This window comes from Arthrobacter sp. BB-1, from assembly GCF_006151685.1.
Lineage (GTDB): Bacteria > Actinomycetota > Actinomycetes > Actinomycetales > Micrococcaceae > Arthrobacter.
Genome location: NZ_VDEV01000033.1, coordinates 46,864 through 70,413, shown reverse-complemented (window position 1 = coordinate 70,413; position 23,550 = coordinate 46,864). Strand labels below are relative to the sequence as shown.

The following is a 23,550-nucleotide window of genomic DNA, read 5'->3' as shown; positions in this document are numbered from 1 at the left end:
GCGTGCCGCGCTGTCCCCGCGCCCGTCTTTCGGGTTTCCTGTTGCGGTGGAGTGCGTGAACGGCGGCACGCGCGCCGGACGGGGTCCGGCGGGTCGCGCGGTTCTTACAGCTTGTCGGCCCGTACGGCGAGCACGGGACAGGTGGCATCCAGGAGGATCCGCTGCACGGTGCTTCCCAGGATGAGCTTGCCTACCATGGACCGGTGCCGCAGGCCGATGACCACCATTTCGACGTCCCGGTCCTGCGCAATCTGGATCACTGCATCTCCCGGATCGGACAGAACCGAGGACTCGACAGTCAGCGCCAGCCCGGCGTCGGAGAGCTTGCCTTCCAGTTCCGCGATCTCGTGGTCGTTGAGGTCATGGTGCCCCCGGCCGATATTGACAATCAGGAGGTCCGACTTTCGCAGGTGCGCTTCCTTGATGCCTTCCGTGAGTGCTTCCCGGCCTTCGGGAGCGGGCGCATAGGCCACAAGTACCGTCATGTTGTCTTTCTCCAATGGTTTCTAAACGGGTAGGGGATGCTAGACGAATGTGTTGAGCCAGCCTTGCGGAAGGTCGATCGGCAGCAGCGAGGGGAGTGCCAGGAGCACGATGTACAGCACGCCTGTATAGATGATGGCGACCTTGAGGCGTGCCCTCGCCACCACCAGCAGGAACGCGGGGATGAAGACCGTCACGGCCACGAGGTACCCGAACACCGCTGTGAGCGCCAGGAAACCGGTCATCCATGCGAAGGTTTTCATCGCGAACCCGGCGTCGAGCGTCCAGCCGGCCCGCTCGGTCCTGGTCCGCACCCGTGCCCGGATCTCGATGAACAGCAAGATCCCGGAGAAGACAAGCCCGCCGATGCTCACCAGTTGGGGGACGAGCCTTGCCTCCGGTGAGAAGGATGCCGACGAGATGAGGGCTGCGGCAAATGCGACGGCGAAGATGCCGGATGCTGCCAGGGACCAGGTGGAGTTCTTGAGGGGTGCTTCGTCGTCCTCCGGCTGTTCGTCCCGGTGTCCGTCGTCGAAGTTGCTGTTGCGGCGGGCGCGGATGAACTTGATGAAGGCCCAGATCATTGGCAGGACCAGGATTGCAAGGAAGACCAGGACGCCGGGCCGGGCCATCCAGTCGAAGCCTTCGTACAGGCTGTCCGTGAGGAAGTAATAGCGCTCCAGCGGGATTGCCAGCACGAAGCCGATCAGGAACGGGGCCCGGGGGAAGCCGGTGGACTTCAGCAGCCAGCCGAACACGCCGAGGATGATCATCACCCAGAGGTCGCCCAGCTGGCCGCCCTCCTGGAAGGAACCGAGGAGCATCACGGCAACGAGGCCCGCGGCCAGGACGGCGAAGGGCACCTTGGTGAGCTTTGCCAGCTGCTTGACGCTGAGGAAGCAGAACAGCGCGCCGAGGATCGATGCGATGGCGAAGGACCAGACGATCAGGTACATCAGGTCCAGGTGCTCGGTGATGATCGAAGGGCCCGGCTGGATGCCATAGGTCAGGAGCATGCCGAGGAGCATCGCGGAGGGAACACCGCCCGGGATGCCGAAGAGCAGGGTGGGGATCAGGTCGCCGGCCTCCACGGAGTTGTTGGCGCTTTCGGGGCCAACGATGCCGCGGGGATCTCCCTTGCCGAACTGGCGCTTGTCCTTGGCGGTGGCAACGGCCTGCCCGTAGGCCAGCCAGGTTCCCGCTGTTGCACCGACGCCGGGGAGCACACCGGCCCAGATGCCGATGAGCGCTCCGCGGATGACATGGGTCCAGTGCGTCAGCCACTCCCTGATGCCCTGGCCCCAGCCGCCGCCGAGGGTGATGGTTTGCTTTTGTCCGCGGCGCTGGCTTGCACGTGATGCGATTTCAGCCAGGCCGAAGATTCCGAGGGCGACGGCCACGAGGGACAAGCCATCGCCGAGGAACAGGCTGCCGAAGGTGAAGCGTTCCTCAGCCGTGGTGGGTGATGTTCCCACCATGCCAAGGACCAGGCCCAGGAGGCCGGCGGAGACGCCCTTGATGATGTTTCCCCGCGACAGGACTGCGGCCAGGGCCACACCCAGGACGGTCAGCATAAACAGTTCCGGGCTGGCGAAGGAGAGCACCAGGGGCCGGGCAAGCGGTATGGCCAGGGTCAGGCCGATGGCGCCGATGATGCCGCCGGCCATGGACGAGAGGAATGCCAGTGTCAGCGCACGGGCGGCCTGGCCTTTCTTCGCCATGGAGTAGCCGTCCAGCATGGTGACGCTCGCCGAGGCGGATCCGGGTGCGCCCAGCAGGACGGCGGAAACAGTGTCGGAGGTATGGACGACGGCGAGGGCGCCGATCAGGAGGGCCAGCGCCTGGGGCGGTTCCATGCCGAACGTGATGGGCAGGAGGATGGCCACGGCTCCCGTGCCGCCAAGTCCCGGGATAAGGCCCATGATCAGGCCGGCTACAGTGCCGATCAAGAGCATGATGAGGAGGGAGGGGTCAGCGAGGGATGCCAGCGCTGCCATTGCGGAGTCAAGCATGATGGTCCTTATTCAACGTGGATGTTGTATTTGTCCGCGAGCAGCCCTGTGACATAGGACCGGACGGAACTGCTGACGGTGTAGGCAGCACGGACGCGGTCTGCCACGCCGGTGTCCGCGATGAGGGGGTAGCCGCCCAGCACTTTGGCTGCCTTGTCCTGGAAGCCTTTGTCCGTCCCGAGTTCCTCGCTGGAATGGCGGAGCAGCTCATAGGCCCTTTCGGGAGTCTCCTGCGGAACCCACAGGCCCTTTTGGTAGGTGTAGGTCAGCCCTAGCAGGGTCTTGTAGGCCTCGAACTTCTCGCCCGAGGGTTTCTTTCCGTGGAGCGTCTCGTAGGCCTCCGCGACAGTGGGTACGTCGGGGAAGTTGGGGTCGCGGACAACCTCGCCGGCTCCGTCCAGCTGGCCAAAGGACATCAGCACAACGGCCTTGCCCTCCTTGGCGATGCCGGCAACAGCCGAGCCGTAGGCGGAGGTGGTCTGGTAGTCCAGGTCGATTTCCCCGCGCTGGAGTGCCAGGTTGACCGGCCCCCGGCCTTCAAAGCCGAACGTGCTCGTCACGTCCGCTTCGAGCAGGTCGAATGCCACGAGGGTGGTTATATCCAGGCCGGTGGCGCTGATGCCGCCGAATTCCAAGGGCGTGTCCCGGTTTATCAGGTCCTGCAGGCCTGACACGCCTGCTTCGGCGCGGGCATAGATGACTCCGCCCGTGCCGTTGACGACGACGGGCTTGAGGTCTTCGAACGAATACTTCACAGCCGAGCGCCCCAGCACCCAGGGGACAACGGTCGACGCCGTGCCCACCAGGATTTCCGTGCCGTCCGTCTTGGCCGACCGGGCAAACCTGTTGGTGCCCAGGATGCCTTCACCGCCTGCTTCGTTCACGGGCGCGAAACCGGGGCGGCCGGGGACGTAGTTCGTCAGTTCGGTGCCGATGAACCGTGCCCAGGTATCGGTGCCGCCGCCGGAGGCGAGGGGGATCAGGAATTCCAGGGTTTCGCCGCTGAAATCGCCGTCTTCCGTGCTGGAGGGCGGGTTCAGCAGGCTTCCGCCGAGCACTGTGGTGGCAGTGCCCAGCAAGGCGAAGGCGCCGACGGCTGACAGGATGGTCCGCCGGGAGTGCTTGGGCGGCTCGGGCTGGTCGGCTTCTTCGTAGAGCCCGGCAAGTGATTCTTGCGGGGTGCTTCCGGGTGGTTCCAAGGATGACTTGTTGCTCGTCATTGAGAAGATCCTTTGATCGGGTGCCTGTCTCGCCGCAGCGCCTTCCAGGTGCGCGAGGGGCAGATTGTTGGGGAGGTGCGGTTACCAGGTTTCCGGCAGCAGCAGTTCTGCGTCGGCCAGGCGGCGGGCACTTCTGAGGGTGCCCACAACGGGGATGCCGTCGCGGATCTCTGCCCAGGTCTGAACCAGGCCTGCAGGTGTGCGCATGGCAAGCCCTGCGGAAGCATCGGTGGATATCAGGTCCCGCACCACGGTGCCTTCCTGTTGTGCGGCCATGGTCAGGGCGACGCTTCCCGTGATCGCCAGGGCAGGGTGGAGCTTGCCCATCGACAGCATCCGGACTACCAGGTCGGCCCCGTCATTCAACGGCGCCCGGGCCACGAGTGCGAGCTTCGGGATGGCACGCTCGGCCTCGGCCCGCGTGGCAGCCAGGCCCATTCGGACGGCTGCGTCCCGCCGCACGTCGTCCAGGTGCACCAGGAGTTCCGCCCGCCCATCGATCTCCGCGGCGGTTTCATGCCCGGTGAGTCCGACGGAAGCAGCCTCCAGGATGACCAGCGGTGCACCGGCATCAATCAGCGTGGCCGGGACTTCCCGTCCGTCAAAGGTCACCTTCTCCACCGGCTCGCCGGTGGGAAACAGCTTCCCGGTTGTCCGTCCTGCAGGATCGAAGAAACCCATGCCTACGGACAGGCCCGGGAAGGGGACACCGGGAATCATGAGGGTTCCGGTTTCCTGGAGCTTTCCGTCCGGGGTGGAGACCTTCTGCAAAATGAGCTGGTCGGTGTTCGTGTTCAGGGTCCGGACCGACGTGGTGTCCTGGCCGGCATCAACCCAGCCGCGATCAATTGCGTAGGGTGCCACCACCGCTGAGCAGTTGCCGCAGTTGCTGCCCCAGTCAACCTTGTGCTCCTCGATGGCCACCTGGGCGAAGGTGTAGTCGACGTCAGCTTCGGCGCTGGTGGAACGGGACAGGATGACGGCCTTGCTGGTGGTGGAGGTTCCCCCGCCCACACCGTCAATCTGGCGGTTGTCAGGGCTGCCGAACAACCGGAGCAATACTTCGTCCACGGTCTTTCCGGGGACTTGGAGGTTGTCCCATTCGAACACCCAGCACTTGCTGGTTCCGCCCCGCATCCACGCTGCTGGGATTCTAAACATGATTGCTTTCACACCTTCCTGGGGCCCTTCTTTGGGCGGTTCAGCCTTTCGGCTAGCACCAAGTGTGATGTGTCACTTCATTGAATTACAAACGCAATTTTTTGCACCATGCTGCAGTTTTACTTCAATCACTACTCGGACTGAGGGACGTTTCCTGTGTCTTCACAACCCGTGTGCCTGCCGCGTGCTGTCAAATGGTCCCGCGCTAAGGCCTTGGATGAAGGTCCGGGTTAGAATTCTTCAGGGGATGTAAGAAACACTTCAAAGGGGAACGCGCCAATGCTGAACGTTCGAAGGCTGGAACTGCTGCTGGACGTGGTGGAACTGGGATCCATCACGGCGGCAGCAGAGAAGCACGTGTACTCGCCGTCCGGTGTATCCCAGCAGCTGCGGCGGCTGGAATCGGAGATCGGCCAGCCGCTTCTCCAGCGGCAGACCCGCGGAATGGTGCCAACGGATGCCGGCCACGTCCTGGCGGCGCACACACGCCGCATCCTGCGGCAGATGGCTGCCGCGGAAGCTGACCTCGCCGAAATCGCCGGACTGAACAGGGGCAGCCTCACCATGGGAACCTTCCCCACACTGGGAGGCTCGTTCCTGCCATTGGTGATCAGCAAGTTCAAGCGCCAGTACCCCGCCATCGAGCTCCACGTGCGCAGCAGCCGTTTTGAAGATTTGGTTGAAATGCTGGAGAACGGGCAGGTGGGCATGTCCCTGCTCTGGGACTACGAATGGAGCAGGATCAACACGGAGGACTTTGCCCTCACCACGGTGTTCGAGGACGCAACCGCCCTCGTTGTGGGAAAGGACCACCGGCTGGCCCGGCGCAAGCAGGTGGACATGGCCGACCTTGCCGATGAGGAATGGATTGTCCGCGAGGAAGCGCACCCGGTGGTGGAGGTGCTCCAACGCAGCGCCCGTGCAGCCGGTTTCACGCCCCGGATCGCCTTCCACGCCAACGACTACCAGGAAGCCCAGGCCATGGTCAGCGTGGGGCTGGGCATCGCTTTGGCCCCTCGAACCGCCGTCGTCAATAAACACCCGGGTGTCAGCATCGTCTCCCTTGGCGCCACCGCACCCTCCCGGCGGGTCCTGCTCGCGCACCGGCACGACAGGGTGCGGGCCGCCGCCGAGATAGCCTTCCAGACCACACTCCTGGAGGTGGCCAAGGAGTCAACGGCCGACTTCCGGTGACGGCCCCTACCTACCGGCCTGCCGGCGCACCATCTCGTTGATCCACGTGGGCGCGTACGGTGAGGTGCAGCCCGGGGACGTGGGGTAGTCCCTGAGCACCTGCAGGCGCTGGCCGATCTCCAGTGCCCGGCCACGCTGCCCGACATGCTCAATACCGATCTGCGCCAGGCAGGTGTTCATGGCCCACTGCAGCCGGTCCGGGGCGTCCTTCATCTCCGCCTCGATCACGTCCAGCAACCCCTCAAGGTCCAGGCCGTCAGGCGCCTTCACCACGCGCTCGCTCGTCAAAGTCCAGCCGGCACTTGCCACCACCGGATCCGGATCGGCCAGCCAGGCCACCCGCAGCTCCTCGGCGTGCGGGTTCTTCTTCACCACGTAGTTCACCAGCCAGTCCTGCACCTTGGGCGCCCGCACCTCCCGCAGCATGGCATCCAGTTCGCCCCGCCCGAACGCCTTTGGCCGGCAGACCAGGAGCGCCAGCAGCCTCGCCGCGGTATCGCCGGTGGCCCAGAGGTCACGGGCAAGTTCCTCTTGGGTCTTGAGCCGCTTGGCGATGGCACGCAGTTTGCTGAGGTTCACGCCGTGGTCATCGCCGTGCCTCTAGTTCACCTCACGCGCCCTCGGGTCCTGGAGCCCTGCCAGTTCGGCCATCAGCTCCGCCACGCCCGCCCCGGTCAACGTCGTCTCAGCCACCGCGGCCTCCTGTCCATCGTGTGCGGAATCCAGCCTACGGCCAAGAGCGGTTTTGTTATGAGGGCAACGGTTTGGCTCCAATCGGTTGACTAACAGGTCCCGGGCCGCGGGGCGGCCGGACAATTAAGGGATCACAAACGGCCCTCAAGGAGGCGGACATGCGGCGGTCAGTGTGGCCCGGCGCGGCAGTACTTCTTTCAGCTTCGCTGCTCACTGCGTGCGGTGGGCCGGCCGCCCAGCCGCAAGCTACGCCGTCGGGCGCTTCCGCCACGGCGACCCCCACGGAAACGACGACGGCGGCACCCTCCCCAAGCGCGACCGGCAGCGCTGCCGTTACGTCGCCGCCGTCGGCCTCCTGGACCACGTACACCACGGCGGCCGGTGACCTGTCCTTCGACCTTCCGTCCACGTGGAACATCAAGGACCCGGCGGGGGAGCTGGCGGAGGGCGGCGGGGCATTCGCGGAGGTGACCAGCGAGGATGGCCGGCTGCTGGCGACGCTGCGCACCAACATGGCCACCGGCTCCACCTGCACCGAAAAGTATCCCTATTCCGTGCTGGAATCGCAGGAGATGCCGCAGCTGGCGCAGTACGGCACCGTGCCGCGTTACACGTTTGAAACCCGCGGCAACAGCGCCGCCGCGGGCCCGCCGGACACCCCTGCAGCGGCCTACGGCATCACGTCCGCGCCGCATCCCGAAGGGGATTCAGCCTGCTACATGTTCCACTTCTTCACCTGGCCGCCCAATGCCGCCACGTTCGGGGCGTTCTACAACCCCGAGCTGAACCGGACTCCCGGGGATGCCTCTCTGCCGTACCTGGAGAAGGCGAAGCTGTACGCGGGGACACAGGAGTACCGGGACATCAAGCGGATGATTACGTCGCTGCGGCCGGCGGGGTAGGAAGGGCTGGCTACGCGGTGTCGATCCAGTAGCGGCGCTTGCCGTTGCGGGTGTCCTGGTAGATGCCGCCGTTTCTTTCGATGGTGGCACGGGAGCCTGCGTTGTCCTCATCGCAGGTGAGGAGGACCCTTTGGATTCCCAGTTCCCGGGCTATCGGCAGGGCTTCAGCCAGCGCCCTGGCTGCATGGCCGCGGCGCCGCGCGGAGGGCCGGACGCTGTAGCCGATGTGCCCGCCCTCGTTGAGGAGGAAGTCGGTCAGTTCGTGCCGGATGGCCAGCGAGCCAAGGAACGTCTCGCCCTCAATGATCCACAAATAGGTGCAGGGGACGTACCCGGGCTTCCGCGGGCTCTCCGGGAGGGCGTCCTTCACGAGCCAATCGACGAAGCGGCCGAAAAACTGCGGATCCCTGAGTTCCTCCAGCGGCCAGCCGTCTGCACCCGCACCGTCCTGGCGGGCTCCGTCGAATTCGGCGGCCGCATCCAGCCAGGAGGAGTGGAAACGTACGTCGGGAGTGGTCAGGGTGGCCATCACACGATCGTATTCGAAGGTTCCGAGCCACGGGTTCCTGCGCGGGCGGGCCTGAAGGCCCACCCGTGTCACCCCTGCAGGGTCACCTGAAGATGCCTGTCCCCGGGGAGAGCCGGTTCAAGGCCAGTGCGCCGACGAGGAGCCCGAAGTCCCTCAGCGCCACATCGTAGAAGCCGCCGAGGACCAGGAGGTTAATGATGATGCCGAGAAGCCAGACGGCCACAAGCAGTGAGCCGAACCGCGGCCGCACAGCCACGGCAATGCCGGCGATCACCTCGACCACCCCCACCACGTACATGATGGTCTGGGCGGGCAGCGGCACGACGGACGTGGCCACCGGGGCGAGGTACATCGTCCAGTCGACGAGCAGGTTGAAGAACTTGTCCAGCCCAAAAACGATGGGCGCAACCGTGAAGACCGTACGGAGCAGCAGGAAGGCCTGGTGTTCCCCCGGCCGGTCCTTGGCCTGCACCGGCGTGTTGGCTGCTTTTGTTGTCATGATGAGCTCCTTCTAAAAGTAGGTTCTGTTATTTTAGAAAGTGCCGTAGATTTAAACAAGAGACATTGTTTTAGAAAGAGGTAGGAGCATGACCAGGCTTCCGTGGGCGCGCCGGCTGGCGGCACTTGCTTCCCTGGGGGACGAGAAGCGCCGGCAGCTGTACGAGCTTGTGCTGTCCGCCCCTGGCGCGATGAACCGGGACCAGGCTGCCGAAGCGACAGGCCTTCCCCGGAGCACGGTGTCATTCCATCTGGACAGGCTGGTGGCGGACGGGCTGTTGGCCGTGGAGTTCCACAAGCCGGCGGAAAGGTCCGGGCCGGGGTCGGGGCGCCCCTCGAAGCTGTACCGTGCGGCTGCCCGTGAAGTGGGCGCCTCCGTGCCGGACCGGAACTACGACCTCGCCGGGGAACTCATGGCAACGGCCATTGAGGTTGCCGCGGACGCCAACCAGCCGGTGCGTGATGCCCTCCTGGCCACCGCCTACGCCAGGGGCAAGGCGCTGGCCCAGGACAGCGGTGGTTTTGAGGACTTTCTTGTCGCCCTCGGCTACGGCCCGCGCGCGGATGGCAGCGGCGGCTTTTCGCTGCCCAACTGCCCCTTCCACCGCCTCTCGGAGGGGCACCCCGCCGTCGTCTGTGCCATGAACGGGGCCTTCCTCAGCGGGGCGGCTGCCGGCTGCGGCGAGCCGGAGGAACGGGTGGCGGCCAATAGCAGCCCGGGGCAGTGCTGCGCCAGGATCACTCCCTGACGAGCATTGTTCGGCAGCAGCCTATGGGCAGAGGCGGTCCAGGGTCTCCTGCAGGGCGGACGCCATCTGGTCATCCCAGAGGTTCAATTTGTCGTCAGTTTTGGGATCTTCGAGGGCGGTAGGCATCGGGGGCGGGACAAGGGTCATGGTGGCCTGGTACTGGCCGTCGAGGCTTGCGACGGAGGCCGTTCGGTAGGTCCAGTACCCGCCCGTGCCGCCGAACCGGTGAACGCCGTCGCAGTGCTGGTTCCACCTCCGCAGCCCCAGTCCGTACAGGGGGATGGCCTCGGCCCGGGTCATCTCCTCCACGGATTCCTTGGCAAGGAGCTCTCCGCGGAACAAGGCGCCATAGAAGTCATTGACGTCGGACATCGTGGACATCGCTCCGGAGGCGGCCGACCCAAGTGCTCCGGGCGCTTCCGTCACGTCCAGGCGTTCACCACGGTAGGTAATGTAGCTGCGGATCACGGCGGCACCGGCAGCTGCGGCCGGATCAAGGGTGGTGCGCTCCAGTTTCAGCGGGTCGATGACGTCCCCACGCAGGACCTCCGCAAACGGCCGTCCCCGCAGCTTCTCCACGAGCTGGCCAAGCGCCAGGTAGTTTGAGTTGGAATACCGGAAAGAGCCCACGTCCCGCGTGTCCCAGGGCAGCTGCCCGGTCAGCTCAAGTCCCCGCTGGGGACTGATGTCTTCCTCAATAACCTGCAGGACGTCGTCGGCCGTTTTCTCGGTGACTTCTTCGAAGGAGCGCATGCCCGAGGTGTGACCCAGAAGTTGGCGGACAGTGATGGGGGCAGGCGGTTTCAGGACCGTGGCGAAGCTGTCCAGTATTCCGTTGACGGGATCGTCCAGGCCGATCAGGCCGTCTTCCACGAGTTTCATCACGGAGACGGCGGTCATGGACTTGGTGATGCTGGCGACGAAAACCTGGTCATCCGGCGTCGCGGCCACTTTGGACTCCAGGTTGCGGACGCCGTAGGCACGGGACCACGTCCCTCCCGGCCACCGGACTTCCGCCACCACGGCCACGGAGCCCTGGTCCACGAATGCGCGCATGGTGTTGTCGATGGACCTGGTGGGCGGGGGAGCGGTGCCAAAGGAGGCCGGCGCGGGAGCCGGTTCCGAGTAGGTGCACGCCCCGAGCGCCAGCGCGGCCGCGGACAGTGCACCGAGAAAGGACCTGGAGGACGTTCGCATGACGCCGCCTGATGGGATGCCAGGGTCTAAGGGACGGGCCGCCGCCGCGCCGCCCCCGGTCAAGGGTCCCCCGGCGCAGTAGTCCCAGCGCTTTAAGTCTAGAAGCGGCGTGGCAGCGGGTCGAGGAATATTCACCCGATGCCGTGGCTTGTGGCAAGGGGACCGGCCGCAGGCTCCGAGCGTCCCGGATTACGAAAAGTTTGACCGGTACCGGGCCGAGAACCTCATACCCTGATCAGTCCCCGTTCCCGCAGGTCCTGCCACAGTTTTTCCGGGACCTTGGCGGCCATGCGTTCGGCGCTCTGGCGGATCTGCTCGGGCCTGCTGGCCCCGACGGTGACATTGACGACGGCGGGATGGCGGAAGGGGTACTGGATGGCGGCGGTGGGAAGCTCGACGCCGTGCTCCTTACAGATGCCTGCCAGCATCCGGGCCCGTCCCAGGACTTCCTCGCTGGCCTGTGCGTAGTTGTAGTGCGCATCCGCTGGCAGTTCGGGTTTCGCGAGGATGCCGGAGTTGTAGACGCCGACGCTCACCACCCCGGTGCCCAGCTCGAGGCAGCGGTCCAGCAGTCCTGCGCCGGGGCGCCCGTCCGAGCCCGGCTGTTCCAGCATGGTGAACCTGCCTGCCAGCATGAGGAAGTCCAGGTCCGCTGCTTCGACGCACTGGAGCGCCGCGCCCGCGGTGTTGGTGCCGACGCCGATGGCCCGCACCAGGCCTTCGCCCCGGACCTTCTCCAAGGCGGGAAGGGCCGACTCCACGGCGTCGTCCATGCTGTAGACGTCGGGGTCGTGCAGGTAGGCGATGTCGATGTAGTCGAGGCCCAGCCGTTCCAGGGAATCCTCGATGCTGCGGCGCACTCCTGCTTCGGACGGATCCCATTCACGGCGGAAGTCAGCCGGCACGTCGAAGCCCTCCGGATCCTTTGTGTCCGTTGTTGCCGGTGAAGGCACCAGGACCCTGCCCACTTTGGTGGAGAGGACGAACTCCTGGCGCGGTTTGGCGGCGAGGACTTCGCCGATGCGCCGTTCGGACAGGCCGAGCCCATAGTGGGGTGCCGTATCGAAGTAGCGGATGCCGGCATCCCAGGCTGCCTGGATTGTTGCAGCCGCCTGCCCGTCGGGGATGGCCCGGTACAGGTTTCCTACACCGGTGCCCCCAAAGCCAAGGCGGCCAAGCTGATCCCGTAACTGCCCGTCGTCGTGGTTCATTGCACTGGTCCTCAAAGTTGCCGTGCGCTTCCGCGGACAATCAGTTCGCAGGGAAAAACTACCTGACGTGTTGGCTGGCCGGGGGTGAGAATCCGTTCGACCAGCATTCGGGCCCCAATGCGCGCCATCTCCCGGCTTGGCTGGCGGACGGTGGTGAGGCTGAAGGAATCCCAAGCCGCCATGTCGACGTCGTCGTAGCCGATGACCCAGCAGTGCTCCGCCGTCATCTGCTGGGCGCGCAGGGCGTCCAGGGCGCCGAAGGCCATGAGGTCGTTGGCGCAAAACACGGCCTGGGGACGGTCGGACCGTGAGAGCAGCCTGTTCATGATTTGTGCCGCGATGTCGTGGGAAAACTGGCCGTTGAAGCGGAGGTGTTCGGGTACAGCCTGCCCCTGGTCGGCCATCCTGTTCAAGAAGCCCCGCCCACGGTCACGGGTGGTGCTCGCGTTTTCCGGTCCGCCGATGAAAGCCACCCGTGTTTTGCCGTGGGCCAGCAGGTAGTCGGCCACGGCGGCGCCGCCGTCGGTGTTGCTGCTGGTGACCTGGTCGCAGTCAAGGCCTTCCACCACCCGGTTGATCAGGACGATGGGGCTGTTCTTTTCGATGGCCGCCTGCAGCTCGATTGAGTCCTCGGTGGCGGTTGTGAAGATGACGCCGTCCACGGCGTGTTCCCTGATGGCCTTCAGGGCATCCTTTTGGCTGCCGCCGCCGGCGTTCCAGATGACCACCCTGAAGCCGGACGTATCGAGTTCGCGGGTGAGCTCGTCGAGGGCCTCCGAGTAGAAGGGGTTGTTCAGGTCTGCAACAACAACACCGATGGTGTTGGTGCGCCTGGTTTTCATGGCCTGGGCCCCCGCGTGGGGGACGTAGCCCAGGGTTTCCATGGCCGCCTGCACGCGGGCCTTGGTGGCAGCGGAGAGTTTCGGGGACGAGGACATGACCCGTGAGACGGTGGCCTGCGAGACCCCGGCCAGTTCTGCGACGTCGCGGCTCGTCACCATCTGATCCGTCCTCTTTCCTTCTTGGCGGCCTTAATGCGGGTTTCCGCCATTGTGCGGGCTTTCAGACTAGCCAATCACGGCTGCCGGTACCCTCCGGCATCCGGCTCGGTGCCGGGTGCCGGAGGGTGCTGGGGCAGTGGCTAGCGGGTTGTTGTGGGATCGTGCTCTGGGCTGAGCCCCTTCCGGAGCCGCACCTGGGGTGCGGTTTCAGGTGACCAGAGAGCGCCAATAATGGTGATGATCGACGTGACAATCATGTACAGGGCGACCAGCCAGTAGCGGTCGAACTCCGGACCGATCAGCGCGGTGGCGATCAGCGGAGCGAATCCGCCGGCGAAGACGGCTGCCACCTGCGGACCGACTGATGCCCCCGAGTAGCGGAGCTTGGGCTCGAAGAGTTCGGTGAAGTAGGCCGGTTCCACGGAGTAGCAGAGGTCGCGGCCCACGTTGCAGGTCAGGATCAGGACGAGCAGGACCATAAAGAAGTCACCGGTCTGGACGGCCCAGAAGAAGGGGAACGCCATGAGGAGCATCGTGACGGCGCCGGCGATGACCGTGTAGCGGCGGCCCCAGCGGTCTGACACCCAGCCCCAGAACGGGATGGAGAAGACGCCCAGGCCGGCCATGATCATGGTTGCCAGCAGGATGGTGTTCTTTTCCAGCAGAACCGCGGGACCGTAGGCGAGCAGGAAGGTTGTGTAGATGTAGTAGTTCGCGTTTTCGGCGAAGCGCATCATGATGACCTTGAGGATGGTCAGCGGCCGGGTCTTGATGACCTTGACCACCGGCATCTTCTCGATCTCGCCCTTGCGCTTGATTTCCTCAAACGCGGGGGATTCGTCCACCTTGCTGCGGATGTAGAAGGAGAGCACTACCAGCAGGATCGATACGAGGAACGGGATGCGCCATCCCCACGCCGTAAAGGCCTCCGGTGAGATCAGGTAACCCATGACGTAGAAGGCTCCGTTGGCCAGCAGGGTTCCTGCGGGCACGCCGATCTGCGGCCAGGAGCCAAAGAAGCCCCGGCGCTTCGCCGGAGCGAATTCGGTGGCCATGAGCGCCGCTCCGCCCCATTCGCCTCCGACGCCGATGCCCTGGACGATCCGCAGGAGCACCAGCAGGATCGGTGCGGCGATGCCGATGGTGGCGAAGTTGGGCAGGCAGCCAATGAGGAAGGTGCCGCCGCCCATCAGGCCCAGGGTCATCATGAGCATCTTTTTCCGGCCCAGGCGGTCACCATAGTGGGCGAAAACGAAGCCGCCGATGGGGCGGGCAGCGAAGCCGATGGCGTAGGTGCTGAAGGAGAGCAGGATGCCCACGAAGGGGCTCGCGTTGGGGAAGAACTGGCTGTTCAGGATGATGGCGGCGGCGACGCCGTAAACGTAAAAGTCGTACCACTCGATGCAGCTGCCCAGGACTGATGAAACCAGGGCCTTGCGGCGCATCTTCGGATCAATAACGGGTGGCGCTGCGGTTGTCGTGGGGGTGCTCACTATGAGACTCCTTTGTCTTCGACCGGACAGTGACGGCAGCCACATCAGCTACCTCGTGACAAGGAGTGTATACGTAAACATTCGCCAGATACAACGTCTTGCGGTGAAAAATGTATACGTATACACTCTTTCAACATGCAGGCCAGCTGGCCTGGTCCGGGGCGCTCCATAAGTCGCCCATCGATGAAGATGGAAGGTATTGCTCATGACCGTTACAACAGCAACCAGCTCGGCCGTGAACTCCGTGTTGTTGAAAGAGCCGGCCCAGAACAGCGTTAACCGCGGCAGCACCCCCGAGGTTCGCGCCACAGTGGAAGGCGTTATCGCGGACATCCGGGAACGCGGCGACGCGGCAGTTCGCGAATACTCCGAGAAGTTCGACAAGTACGCCCCCGAGTCCTTCCTGCTCACCAAGGAGCAGCTGGAGGAAATCGTGGCCCGCGTTCCCGAGCAGACCATCGAGGACATCAAGTTTGTCCAGGAACAGGTCCGGGTCATGGCGCAGAAGCAGCTCGAGTCGCTCAGCGACTTCGAAATCGAAACCCTCCCGGGCGTGTTCCTCGGCCAGAAGAACGTACCCATCCAGGCTGCCGGTGCCTACATTCCCGGCGGAAAGTACCCGCTGCTGGCAAGCGCGCACATGACCATCGTCACTGCCAAGGTTGCCGGCGTCGAACGCGTGGCTGCCTGCACCCCTCTGATCCAGGGCGAAGTCCCCGACGCCACTGTCGCCGCCATGTACCTGGCCGGCGCCGACGAGATCTACCTCCTCGGCGGCATCCAGGCTGTCGCGGCCCTCGCCATCGGAACCGAGACCATCAAGCCGGTCAACATGCTGGCCGGACCGGGCAACGCCTTCGTCGCAGAAGCCAAGCGCCAGCTCTTCGGCGAAGTCGGCATCGACCTCTTCGCCGGGCCCACCGAAGTCCTGATTGTTGCCGACGAGCACGCAGACCCGTTCATCGTCGCCGTCGACCTGCTCTCCCAGGCGGAACACGGCCCCGATTCACCCGCAGTCCTGATCACCACCAGCGAAGAACTGGGCCGGAAGGTCATCGAGCACATCGACACGATCCTGGTGGACATGCCCACGCGGGACTACGCAGGTGCGGCATGGCGCGACTGGGGCGCAGTCCACGTTGTTGAAACCCTCGACGACGCCTATGTCCTGGCGGACGAGTACGCCTACGAGCACGTACAGATCCTCACCGAGAACCCCCGTGAAGCGCTGGAGAAGATGCACGACTACGGCGCACTGTTCCTGGGCGAAGGAACCTGCGTCTCCTACGGAGACAAGGTCATCGGCACCAACCATGTGCTGCCCACCCGCGGCGCTGCGCGCTACACGGGCGGCCTCTGGGTCGGCAAGTACCTGCGCACCGTCACCTACCAGGAAGTGACCAACACCGAATCCAGCGCCTTCTTCGGCGAGCTCTGCGGACGCGCTTCCCGCGTGGAACGGTTCGAAGGGCATGCGCGGTCCGGCGACGTCCGTGCGGCGAAGTACCGCGGCACCACCCTGCCCTGGTCGGACCACACCTTCGACAACTAGGAATAACCGGTGCCTGACTTCCGCCTGGACGGCAAGAAAGCACTGGTCACCGGAGCAGCCCGCGGACTCGGCAAGGCCATCGCCGATGGCCTTGCCGAGTCCGGCGCGACTGTCTACGGAACCAGCCGGGATGCCGAAAGCGCACGCCTCATCACCGAACGCTACGGGACCCCCGCCTTTCCCGTTGACATCACGGAACCCACCCAAATACTTCAATTCGCCGAGGACCTGATGCAGGAAAGCGGCGGCATCGACCTGCTCGTCAACAACGCCGGCGTCAACGTGCCCAAACCCGCGCTCGAACTGACGGTGGAAGACTGGGACACCGTCTTTGACACCAATCTCAAAGGCAGCTTTTTCCTGACCACCGCGCTCGCCCGGCAGTGGATAAAGGCCGGAACCCAGGGGGCGGTCGTCAATGTCGCATCGCAGGCAGGAATCGTCGGAATCGAGGAACGCGCCGCCTACGGCACCAGCAAGGCCGGCCTGATCCACCTCACCAAGATCCTGGCCCTGGAATGGGCCCGGTCCGGAATCCGGGTCAACGCCGTGGCACCCACCTTCGTACGCACGGAACTGACCGCTTCAACCCTCAGCCGCCCCGACTGGGCCGCCGAGCTGTTGTCCAGGATCCCCATCGGCCGCTTCGGCGAACCCGAGGACATCGCCGGGGCTGTGGCGTTCCTCCTCAGCGATGCCGCTTCACTGATCACGGGACACACTTTGGCCATCGACGGCGGCTACACCATCCGCTGACGGGCCCACCCTGCGTTCCGCCGCCCCAGAAAACATTTCCGAGGAGCACGTTCATGACCATCAAAGACACCATTTCAACCGCCGCCGTCGTCGGGTCCGGATACATGGGCGGCGGAATTGCCCAGGTGCTGGCCCTGCACGGCTACAAAGTCATGCTGGGAGACGTCGACGGCGAAACAGCAGAAAGTGCCCGCATGCGGCTTGTGCAGCAGGCCAAGGGATTTGAGGCCCAGAGGCTCCTGCCCGAGGGCGCCGCGAAAACCATCGAGGGGAACCTCGTGGCGGCCGCAAGCATCGAGGAAGCCGTCGCGGCTGCGGACTACATCGCTGAAGCAGTCCCGGAAAAGCCGGACCTGAAAGCCGCGATCCTCCGGAGGGTGTCGGCCGCCGCGCCGTCCCACGCGATTATCGGAACGAACACCTCCGCCATCCCCATCAGTGAACTGGCCGCGTCCGTGACCGGCCCGGAGCGGTTCCTGGGCGTCCACTGGATGAATCCCGCCCCGTTCATCCCCGGCGTCGAACTCATCCCCGGCGAGGACACCGACCCGTCCGTCCTCGACCGTGCCGAGGAGCTCATCCGCAGCCTGGGCAAGACACCGGCCAGGGTGGCGGACACTCCGGGGTTCGTGGCGAACAGGCTTCAGTTCGCGCTGTACAAGGAAGCTGCCCGGATTGTTGAAGAGGGCGTGGCTACGCCGGACCAGATCGACGCGGTGGTGAGCAACACGTTCGGATTCCGCCTGGCCCTGTTCGGCCCCTTCGCCATCGGCGACATGGCGGGGCTGGACGTGTATGAATCCGCATACCGCACCCTTGAGAAGGCATACGGTGAACGGTTTGCCGCCCCGGAGGCCCTTGCCGCCACCGTTAGAGAAGGCAACATCGGGCTCAAGAGCGGACACGGCTTCCTGGACATCGATCCCGCACAAAAGGATGCCCTCCTCGCGTACCGGGACAACGCCTACGCCCGGCTTTCGCAGCTGCGTGCGGAGCTTGGCCACGCGCCGGGGCTGTAGGCGACGCCCCTTGCGACGAAGGTCAGGCCCGGCTGCAACTGCAGCCGGGCCTGACACGTCAATACGCGGGGGTTACTTCAGATCGAAGCGGTCAAGCTCCATGACTTTCACCCAGGCGGCCACGAAGTCGTTGACGAACTTCTCCTTGCCGTCCTGGCTCGCGTAGACCTCGGACAGGGCGCGGAGCTGGGAGTTGGAGCCGAACACCAGGTCAACGGGTGTGGCGGTCCACTTCAGTTCGCCGGTGGCGACGTCCGTGATCTCATAGACGTTCTCCTCGTTCTCGGACGCCTTCCACTTGGTGCCGGGGGAGAGCAGGTTGACGAAGAAGTCGTTTGTCAGGACACCCGGCTTGTCAGTGAGGACGCCGTGGGCGGCACCCCCCGTGTTCGTGCCGAGGGCGCGCATGCCGCCCACCAGCGCTGTCATCTCCGGCGCGGAAAGGTCCAGCAGGTAGGCCTTGTCCAGCAGGAGCGTCTCGGGCTGGAGCTTCTCCCCGGGGCGCACGTAGTTGCGGAACCCGTCCGCCCGCGGCTGCAGGTACCGGAAGGAGTCGACGTCGGTCTGCTCCTGGGTGGCGTCGGTGCGTCCCGGACGGAACGGCACAGTGACGGCGAAGCCGGCATCCTGCGCGGCCTTCTCGACGGCCGCGGAGCCGCCGAGGACGATCAGGTCCGCGAGCGAGACCTTCTTGCCGTTGGCCTGGGCCGCGTTGAACTGCTGCTGCACGCGCTCAATCGCCTGCACCGCCGTCGTCAGCTGCTCAGGTTCGTTGACCTCCCAGCTCCGCTGCGGCTCCAGCCGGATCCGCGCACCGTTGGCGCCGCCACGCCTGTCGGTCTTGCGGAAGGTGGACGCCGCGGCCCACGCCGTGCCCGCAAGCTGCGGGACGGTCAGGCCGGAGTCCAGGAGCTGGGCCTTCAGTGCGGCGATGTCCTCCTCGCCGATCAGCTCGTGGTCGACTTCCGGAACCGGATCCTGCCAGAGCTGGGCCTCCGGGACCCACGGCCCCAGCATGTGAGGGCCCACGGGTCCCATGTCGCGGTGCAGCAGCTTGTACCAGGCCTTGGCGAAGGCGAGCTGGAACTCGTCCGGGTTCTCCAGGAAGCGCCGCCCGATCGCCTCATAGGCCGGGTCGAAGCGCAGCGACAGGTCCGTGGTCAGCATGGTGGGGCGGTGCTTCTTGTTGGGATCGTGCGCGTCCGGGATGATTTCCGGGGCATCCTTGGCGACCCACTGGTGCGCGCCGCCGGGGCTCTTGACCAGTTCCCACTCGTATTCGAACAGGATCTCCAGGAAGCGCTTGCTCCACTGGGTGGGCCGGTCCGTCCAGGTGACTTCGAGGCCGGAGGTGATGGTGTCGCCGCCCTTGCCGCTGCCGTAGGTGCTGAGCCAGCCAAGGCCCTGCGCCTCAAGGTCCGCGCCCTCCGGCTCGGGGCCCACGTGCGCATCCGCGGGGCCCGCGCCATGGGTCTTGCCGAACGTGTGGCCGCCAGCGATCAGCGCGAAAGTCTCTTCGTCATTCATCGCCATCCGCTTGAACGTCTCGCGGATGAACGCCGCGGCGAGCTTGGGATCGGGGTTGCCCATCGGCCCCTCGGGGTTGACGTAGATCAGGCCCATTTCCGTGGAACCGACCTCCTCCGACATCTGGCCTTCGCCGATGTAGCGTTCGTCGCCGAGCCAGGTGTCTTCCGGGCCCCAGAAGATCTCCTCGGGCTCCCACACGTCCTCGCGGCCGAAGGCGAAGCCGAACGTCTTGAAGCCCATGGACTCGAGGGCCACATTGCCGGCCAGGACCAGCAGGTCTGCCCAGGAAAGCTTCTGGCCGTACTTCTGCTTGACCGGCCACAGCAGCCGCCGGGCCTTGTCCAGGTTGGCGTTGTCCGGCCAGCTGTTCAGCGGCGCGAACCGCTGGCTGCCGTCGCCTGCACCGCCGCGGCCGTCGTGGACGCGGTAGGTGCCGGCTGCGTGCCAGCTCAGGCGGATCATCAGGCCGCCATAGTGGCCGAAGTCCGCGGGCCACCAGTCCTGGGAGGTGGTGAGGACCTCGGTGATGTCCTGCTTGAGGGCCTCGACGTCGAGCTTCTGGAACTCTTCCCGGTAGCTGAAGCCGGGGCCAAGCGGGTTGCCCTTCGGGTGGTTGGCGTGGAGCACGGAGAGGTCCAGCTGGTTGGGCCACCAGTCAGCAACGGTCCGGGGCCGGTGCCCCTTGGGCTGCGGCGAATCGATGGCCGGGTTTTCGCTCTCGCTGCCGTGCGACGTCACGCTGCCGTGGTCCACCGGGCATCCGCCTGCAACCTTGAAGTCCAGGCCTTGGGCGCTTCCGGGCGTGGGGACCGGGGGGTGTTCCTGGGGATCGGTCATCTGCTTCCTTCCATGTGGCCGAGGCCGTGGAGCGGACTCGGGCGGCCGGTTCAACCCTCCTATGTAACCACGTGCGGAGTGCCCGTAGAGGCTCGCCCTAGGGCTGCCCGTGATGGCCCTTGCCCTTGGTGCCGGGGCACAGGAGGGGGCGTCGCGCCTCGGAATGTGATGCTTGACACCTTGCAGCGGCCATCATATCTTTGGGCCAAGTCGTTTTAGCAAAACGATTTTTCACCCCGACCGTCTCGCCATTTCCGTTCGAGAGAAAGTGAGTCGACAGCGATGTCCACTCGAAAGACCATCACAAGGTTCGCCACCATCGGCGGCATCTGCACCGCCGTCGCACTGGCCGCAACAGCGTGCGGCGCAGGGGGCCCGTCCACCACGGGTAGCGCCGGCACCAGCACCGTCAACGTCCTGGTCGAGGCCGGCGGCCACGCGGAACTGACCGGCGTCGCCGAGCAATGCAAAAAGGACGCCGGAGTCGACGTGAACTTCGTCGAACTGCCTTACGACGGCATGTTCAACCGCCTCTCCAGCGAATTCTCGTCCGGCAACGTCTCGTTCGACGTCGCCGCACTGGACTCCGTGTGGCTGCCAAGCTTCAAGGACGCCCTGCAGCCGATCGACGAAATCTTCACGGCCGAGGCCAAGAAGGACATCTTCCCCTCCCTCGTCAAGGAAGCGAACGTGGACGGGCACTTCATAGGCCTGCCCGCCTGGACCAACGCAGAGATCATCCTCTACCGCAAGGACCTGTTCGAGGACGCCAAGAACAAGGCGGACTTCCAGGCCAAGTACGGCTACGAACTCGCCGCGCCCACCACGTGGAAGCAGTACCAGGACATTTCCGAGTTCTTTACGAGGAACGGTATGTACGGCACGGACGTCAAGGGCGGCGTGGAAACCGAGTGGCTGGCCCACGTCCTTCAGGCAGGCTCACCCATGATCCTGGACGACAACAACAACGTGGTCGTCGACAACGCCGCGCACAAGGAAGCCCTGGACTTCTACGTCAGCCTCACCAAGTCAGCTCCACCAGGCGCCGCACAGGTTGACTGGGCCGCCGCCCAGAACCTGTTCAACCAGGGCAAGACCGCCATGACCCGCTTCTGGGCCCACGCGTACCGGCAGATCCCCAAGGACTCCCCGGTGGCCGGCAAGGTGGGCACCGCTCCCATGGTCGCCGGATCCGCCGGCATCGGTGGCGTCCCCGGCCCGTGGTACCTCACGGTCCCGAAGGCCACCAAGAACACGGAGGCGGCTAAGAAATTCGTCCAGTGCGCCTATGACCACAACGGCCTGGGCATTGAATCCAGCCTGGGCCTGGCGTCCCGGATTTCGGCATTCGAGAAGTACCAGGACAAGGAAGGCTATGAGAGCTTCGGGCCACTGATCGAGACCCTCAACGGCAAGGCCACCGCCACCCGGCCGGCTACCGAAAAGTGGCAGCAGATCGTGGATACCGTCCTGGTCCCCATGCTGCAAAAAGCCGTGGCCGGCGGTGACTCCGCCACCCTCCTCACTGAGGCCAAGAAGCAGATCGAGGACCTCATCAAGTAGCACCTCCGTGGCCGGCACCAGCCGGTGAGGCATTGCACCTCCGGTGCCGGCCGCGGCCCCTACCAGCGGAAGAGAAAACCGTGCGTATCTCCGATCGCCGCTTCGCATTGTTCCTGATGGCACCAGCGGCGCTGTTCCTGGCAGTATTTGTCGCCTTCCCGCTGTTCCGCCTGGTGGCGGACAGCTTCTTCAAGATCTCACCGATCGCAGGCGGTCCCCGCGACTTCGTGGGCTTGGATAACTATTTCCGGGCCTTCGCCTCGGAAGCCTTCACAGGTGCCGGCTGGCGGACCCTGGCCTACACCCTGATCGTGGTCACGCTCGAATTCGCCCTTGGCCTGGGCATGGCGCTGCTCTTCACCACCCTGGGAAAAAGCTCCCAGATCTGGCGTACGGTGTTTATGTATCCCCTGATGATCGCGCCGATCGTGGCGGGCCTCCTCTGGAAGTTCCTGATGATCGACAACTTCGGCCTCATCGGGACCCTCCTGCACCAGGCCGGCATCCTGTCCAACCCCAACCAGGTCGGCTGGCTCTCGGACCCGGGAATTGTCCTCTATTCCGTGGCCATTCCGGACATCTGGCTGACCACCTCGTTTATGTGCCTGGTGCTCTTCGCCGGGCTGCAGAACATCCCGGGGGACCTGATCGAGGCCGCACGCCTGGACGGTGCCCGTGCGCCGGCCCTGCTGTTCCGCATCATCCTGCCCCTCCTGCGCCCGGTCATCGCCGTCGCGCTGGTGGTCCGCGGCATTGATGCCGCCCGGGCCTTTGACACCATCCTTATCCAGACCAATGGCGGCCCGCAGTCCGCCTCGGAAACCATGAGCCTGCTGATCTACCGCACCATGATCCGCTTCGGCGATCCCGGCCTGGCAAGCGCCATGGGCACCCTCTACCTGCTGGCCATGCTCGCCGTCGCGTTTGTTGCGGTGTCCACCATCTGGCGGCCAGGAAAGGACAGCTGATGCGCGTCGCAGAAAAGACAACGTACGACGGCGGGACGCGGCCTGGCGCGGCCGCGGCACCTTCCGTGCCGCCCGCCGTCGTCCCTCCCCGCAAGCGCCGAGGCGTCAACCGCGAAGGCCTGGAAGCGGGCCGGCGGAGCACCAGGACGCTGCTGTGGATCCTCTTGGCAGTTGCCATGGTGCTCTACGGTTTCCCGTTCCTGTACCTGCTCTTCACTTCCTTCAAGACGCCGATCGATACCATCGCGGTGCCGCCCACCATCCTGCCCCGGGAATGGACGCTGGAGAACTACACCAACGCGCTGGGCCGCAACGGAGTCGCGGCCTCCTTCATCAACAGCATCCAGACGGCCATCATCAGCACCGTGCTTTCGCTGGTGCTGGCAGTGCCGGCGGCCTACGGCATCACCAGGTACAAGACCCTCAGCGGCCGGATCTTCATCATGGCCGCCCTGGTTACCCGCATGGTGCCGCCCGTGGCGATCGGGATTCCGCTGGCCTCGATGATGGCATCCATGGGACTGTCCGATACGCCGATTGCACTGTCCATCGCCCACACCACCATCTCGCTGCCGCTCTCGATCTGGCTGATGTCCAGCTTCTTCGAAGCGGTGCCGAAGGACCTGGAGGAAGCTGCGACCGTGGATGGCTGCAGCAGGCTCGGAGCCCTGTGGCGAGTGGTGATCCCGGTGGTTTCAGGCGGCATAGCCGTCACCGCGATCTTCGCCTTCCTGGCGTCCTGGAACGAGTTCCTCTTCGCCCTCCTGATGACCGCCATCCGGTCCCAGACGACGCCCGTGGTGATTGCGAACTTCCAGACCCAGTTCGGCCTGGACTGGGGATCCATGACGGCACTGGCCGCCGTCTACTCGATCCCGGTCATCATCCTGACCCTCCTCTTGCAGCGCAAGATCGTGGCAGGGATGACGCTCGGCGCCGTCAAGGGCTAGGCGCCAGCAACGAGAGTAGCCTACTGGTAACC

20 protein-coding genes and 1 pseudogene are annotated in these 23,550 nt (G+C 65.1%); 9 read left to right on the top strand and 12 right to left on the bottom strand.

The genetic code is table 11. From position 1 onward, the window contains the following. Nucleotides 1-104 precede the first annotated feature (104 nt). The 4 genes from FHJ30_RS17945 to FHJ30_RS17930 form a co-directional block, all read right to left on the bottom strand. On the bottom strand, nucleotides 105-485 hold the full coding sequence (locus FHJ30_RS17945) for a universal stress protein (RefSeq protein ID WP_139030613.1): 381 nt from the start codon (nucleotides 483-485) through the stop codon (nucleotides 105-107). A gap of 39 nt (nucleotides 486-524) precedes the next feature. Continuing rightward, nucleotides 525-2,495: a tripartite tricarboxylate transporter permease gene (locus FHJ30_RS17940; RefSeq protein WP_139030612.1), complete on the bottom strand. Its 1,971-nt coding sequence runs from the start codon at nucleotides 2,493-2,495 to the stop codon at nucleotides 525-527. Between the two features lie 8 nt (nucleotides 2,496-2,503). Then, nucleotides 2,504-3,715: a tripartite tricarboxylate transporter substrate-binding protein gene (locus FHJ30_RS17935; RefSeq protein ID WP_139030611.1), complete on the bottom strand. Its 1,212-nt coding sequence runs from the start codon at nucleotides 3,713-3,715 to the stop codon at nucleotides 2,504-2,506. An 81-nt stretch (nucleotides 3,716-3,796) separates the two neighbouring features. Then, the gene (locus FHJ30_RS17930; protein WP_139030610.1) at nucleotides 3,797-4,876 is read right to left on the bottom strand and encodes a PrpF domain-containing protein; all 1,080 of its coding nucleotides are present in this window, start codon (nucleotides 4,874-4,876) and stop codon (nucleotides 3,797-3,799) included. Nucleotides 4,877-5,155: 279 nt separating this feature from the next. Between FHJ30_RS17930 and FHJ30_RS17925 the strand changes: the two genes are divergently transcribed. Next, nucleotides 5,156-6,070: a LysR family transcriptional regulator gene (locus tag FHJ30_RS17925; protein WP_139030609.1), complete on the top strand. Its 915-nt coding sequence runs from the start codon at nucleotides 5,156-5,158 to the stop codon at nucleotides 6,068-6,070. 6 nt (nucleotides 6,071-6,076) lie between these two features. Here the strand turns inward: FHJ30_RS17925 and FHJ30_RS17920 are convergent. Next, nucleotides 6,077-6,721: pseudogene (locus FHJ30_RS17920) on the bottom strand (DNA alkylation repair protein). Nucleotides 6,722-6,921: 200 nt separating this feature from the next. Here FHJ30_RS17920 and FHJ30_RS17915 point away from each other — a divergent pair. Then, entirely contained in the window at nucleotides 6,922-7,665 is a 744-nt protein-coding gene (locus tag FHJ30_RS17915) for a hypothetical protein (protein ID WP_139030608.1), read from the top strand. Between the two features lie 10 nt (nucleotides 7,666-7,675). Here FHJ30_RS17915 and FHJ30_RS17910 read toward each other — a convergent pair whose 3' ends face one another. Beyond that, nucleotides 7,676-8,194, bottom strand: coding sequence for a GNAT family N-acetyltransferase (locus tag FHJ30_RS17910; RefSeq protein ID WP_139030607.1), 519 nt, complete (start codon nucleotides 8,192-8,194; stop codon nucleotides 7,676-7,678). A gap of 82 nt (nucleotides 8,195-8,276) precedes the next feature. After that, complete coding sequence (locus tag FHJ30_RS17905) at nucleotides 8,277-8,693, bottom strand: hypothetical protein (protein WP_139030606.1); 417 nt, start codon at nucleotides 8,691-8,693, stop codon at nucleotides 8,277-8,279. 88 nt (nucleotides 8,694-8,781) lie between these two features. Between FHJ30_RS17905 and FHJ30_RS17900 the strand changes: the two genes are divergently transcribed. Then, a complete protein-coding gene (locus tag FHJ30_RS17900) occupies nucleotides 8,782-9,441 on the top strand; it encodes a metalloregulator ArsR/SmtB family transcription factor (protein ID WP_139030605.1) in 660 nt (219 codons plus the stop codon). Between the two features lie 21 nt (nucleotides 9,442-9,462). Here the strand turns inward: FHJ30_RS17900 and FHJ30_RS17895 are convergent, their stop codons facing one another. From FHJ30_RS17895 to FHJ30_RS17880, 4 genes are all read right to left on the bottom strand, one after another. Further along, the gene (locus FHJ30_RS17895) at nucleotides 9,463-10,638 is read right to left on the bottom strand and encodes a serine hydrolase (protein ID WP_139030604.1); all 1,176 of its coding nucleotides are present in this window, start codon (nucleotides 10,636-10,638) and stop codon (nucleotides 9,463-9,465) included. A 224-nt stretch (nucleotides 10,639-10,862) separates the two neighbouring features. Next, nucleotides 10,863-11,849 (bottom strand): aldo/keto reductase, encoded by a 987-nt coding sequence (locus tag FHJ30_RS17890; RefSeq protein ID WP_139030603.1) that lies wholly within the window; start codon nucleotides 11,847-11,849, stop codon nucleotides 10,863-10,865. 11 nt (nucleotides 11,850-11,860) lie between these two features. Beyond that, on the bottom strand, nucleotides 11,861-12,850 hold the full coding sequence (locus FHJ30_RS17885; RefSeq protein ID WP_139030602.1) for a LacI family DNA-binding transcriptional regulator: 990 nt from the start codon (nucleotides 12,848-12,850) through the stop codon (nucleotides 11,861-11,863). A 140-nt stretch (nucleotides 12,851-12,990) separates the two neighbouring features. Next, entirely contained in the window at nucleotides 12,991-14,343 is a 1,353-nt protein-coding gene (locus FHJ30_RS17880; RefSeq protein WP_205677058.1) for an MFS transporter, read from the bottom strand. Nucleotides 14,344-14,548: 205 nt separating this feature from the next. Between FHJ30_RS17880 and hisD the strand changes: the two genes are divergently transcribed. Genes hisD through FHJ30_RS17865 form a run of 3 tightly spaced genes read left to right on the top strand, consistent with a single transcriptional unit; the run spans nucleotide 14,549 to nucleotide 17,670 of the window. Beyond that, the gene (hisD, locus tag FHJ30_RS17875; protein WP_139030600.1) at nucleotides 14,549-15,895 is read left to right on the top strand and encodes a histidinol dehydrogenase; all 1,347 of its coding nucleotides are present in this window, start codon (nucleotides 14,549-14,551) and stop codon (nucleotides 15,893-15,895) included. Nucleotides 15,896-15,904: 9 nt separating this feature from the next. Further along, nucleotides 15,905-16,651, top strand: a complete 747-nt coding sequence (locus FHJ30_RS17870) for an SDR family NAD(P)-dependent oxidoreductase (protein ID WP_139030599.1) — start codon at nucleotides 15,905-15,907, stop codon at nucleotides 16,649-16,651. A gap of 53 nt (nucleotides 16,652-16,704) precedes the next feature. After that, nucleotides 16,705-17,670 carry a 3-hydroxyacyl-CoA dehydrogenase family protein gene (locus FHJ30_RS17865; protein ID WP_139030598.1) on the top strand — a complete coding sequence of 322 codons (966 nt, stop codon included), beginning with the start codon at nucleotides 16,705-16,707 and terminating at the stop codon, nucleotides 17,668-17,670. A 72-nt stretch (nucleotides 17,671-17,742) separates the two neighbouring features. On the opposite strand, the gene katG is transcribed toward FHJ30_RS17865, so the two are convergent. Continuing rightward, nucleotides 17,743-20,037: a catalase/peroxidase HPI gene (katG, locus tag FHJ30_RS17860; RefSeq protein ID WP_139030597.1), complete on the bottom strand. Its 2,295-nt coding sequence runs from the start codon at nucleotides 20,035-20,037 to the stop codon at nucleotides 17,743-17,745. 282 nt (nucleotides 20,038-20,319) lie between these two features. On the opposite strand from katG, the gene FHJ30_RS17855 reads away from it, so the two are divergent. From FHJ30_RS17855 to FHJ30_RS17845, 3 genes are all read left to right on the top strand, one after another. After that, nucleotides 20,320-21,600, top strand: coding sequence for an ABC transporter substrate-binding protein (locus FHJ30_RS17855; RefSeq protein WP_139030596.1), 1,281 nt, complete (start codon nucleotides 20,320-20,322; stop codon nucleotides 21,598-21,600). Between the two features lie 80 nt (nucleotides 21,601-21,680). Continuing rightward, nucleotides 21,681-22,568, top strand: a complete 888-nt coding sequence (locus FHJ30_RS17850; RefSeq protein WP_139030595.1) for a carbohydrate ABC transporter permease — start codon at nucleotides 21,681-21,683, stop codon at nucleotides 22,566-22,568. Beyond that, nucleotides 22,568-23,518: a carbohydrate ABC transporter permease gene (locus FHJ30_RS17845; RefSeq protein ID WP_139030594.1), complete on the top strand. Its 951-nt coding sequence runs from the start codon at nucleotides 22,568-22,570 to the stop codon at nucleotides 23,516-23,518. The genes FHJ30_RS17850 and FHJ30_RS17845 overlap by 1 nt, the downstream gene beginning before the upstream one ends. Nucleotides 23,519-23,550 lie beyond the last annotated feature (32 nt).

Bases quoted from the DNA above. Each gene is read 5' to 3' on its own strand.
- FHJ30_RS17945 (WP_139030613.1), bottom strand. From the start codon at position 485: ATGACGGTACTTGTGGCCTATGCGCCCGCTCCCGAAGGCCGGGAAGCA.
- FHJ30_RS17940 (WP_139030612.1), bottom strand. From the start codon at position 2,495: ATGCTTGACTCCGCAATGGCAGCGCTGGCATCCCTCGCTGACCCCTCC.
- FHJ30_RS17935 (WP_139030611.1), bottom strand. From the start codon at position 3,715: ATGACGAGCAACAAGTCATCCTTGGAACCACCCGGAAGCACCCCGCAA.
- FHJ30_RS17930 (WP_139030610.1), bottom strand. From the start codon at position 4,876: ATGTTTAGAATCCCAGCAGCGTGGATGCGGGGCGGAACCAGCAAGTGC.
- FHJ30_RS17925 (WP_139030609.1), top strand. From the start codon at position 5,156: ATGCTGAACGTTCGAAGGCTGGAACTGCTGCTGGACGTGGTGGAACTG.
- FHJ30_RS17915 (WP_139030608.1), top strand. From the start codon at position 6,922: ATGCGGCGGTCAGTGTGGCCCGGCGCGGCAGTACTTCTTTCAGCTTCG.
- FHJ30_RS17910 (WP_139030607.1), bottom strand. From the start codon at position 8,194: ATGGCCACCCTGACCACTCCCGACGTACGTTTCCACTCCTCCTGGCTG.
- FHJ30_RS17905 (WP_139030606.1), bottom strand. From the start codon at position 8,693: ATGACAACAAAAGCAGCCAACACGCCGGTGCAGGCCAAGGACCGGCCG.
- FHJ30_RS17900 (WP_139030605.1), top strand. From the start codon at position 8,782: ATGACCAGGCTTCCGTGGGCGCGCCGGCTGGCGGCACTTGCTTCCCTG.
- FHJ30_RS17895 (WP_139030604.1), bottom strand. From the start codon at position 10,638: ATGCGAACGTCCTCCAGGTCCTTTCTCGGTGCACTGTCCGCGGCCGCG.
- FHJ30_RS17890 (WP_139030603.1), bottom strand. From the start codon at position 11,849: ATGAACCACGACGACGGGCAGTTACGGGATCAGCTTGGCCGCCTTGGC.
- FHJ30_RS17885 (WP_139030602.1), bottom strand. From the start codon at position 12,850: ATGGTGACGAGCCGCGACGTCGCAGAACTGGCCGGGGTCTCGCAGGCC.
- hisD (WP_139030600.1), top strand. From the start codon at position 14,549: ATGACCGTTACAACAGCAACCAGCTCGGCCGTGAACTCCGTGTTGTTG.
- FHJ30_RS17865 (WP_139030598.1), top strand. From the start codon at position 16,705: ATGACCATCAAAGACACCATTTCAACCGCCGCCGTCGTCGGGTCCGGA.
- katG (WP_139030597.1), bottom strand. From the start codon at position 20,037: ATGACCGATCCCCAGGAACACCCCCCGGTCCCCACGCCCGGAAGCGCC.
- FHJ30_RS17855 (WP_139030596.1), top strand. From the start codon at position 20,320: ATGTCCACTCGAAAGACCATCACAAGGTTCGCCACCATCGGCGGCATC.
- FHJ30_RS17845 (WP_139030594.1), top strand. From the start codon at position 22,568: ATGCGCGTCGCAGAAAAGACAACGTACGACGGCGGGACGCGGCCTGGC.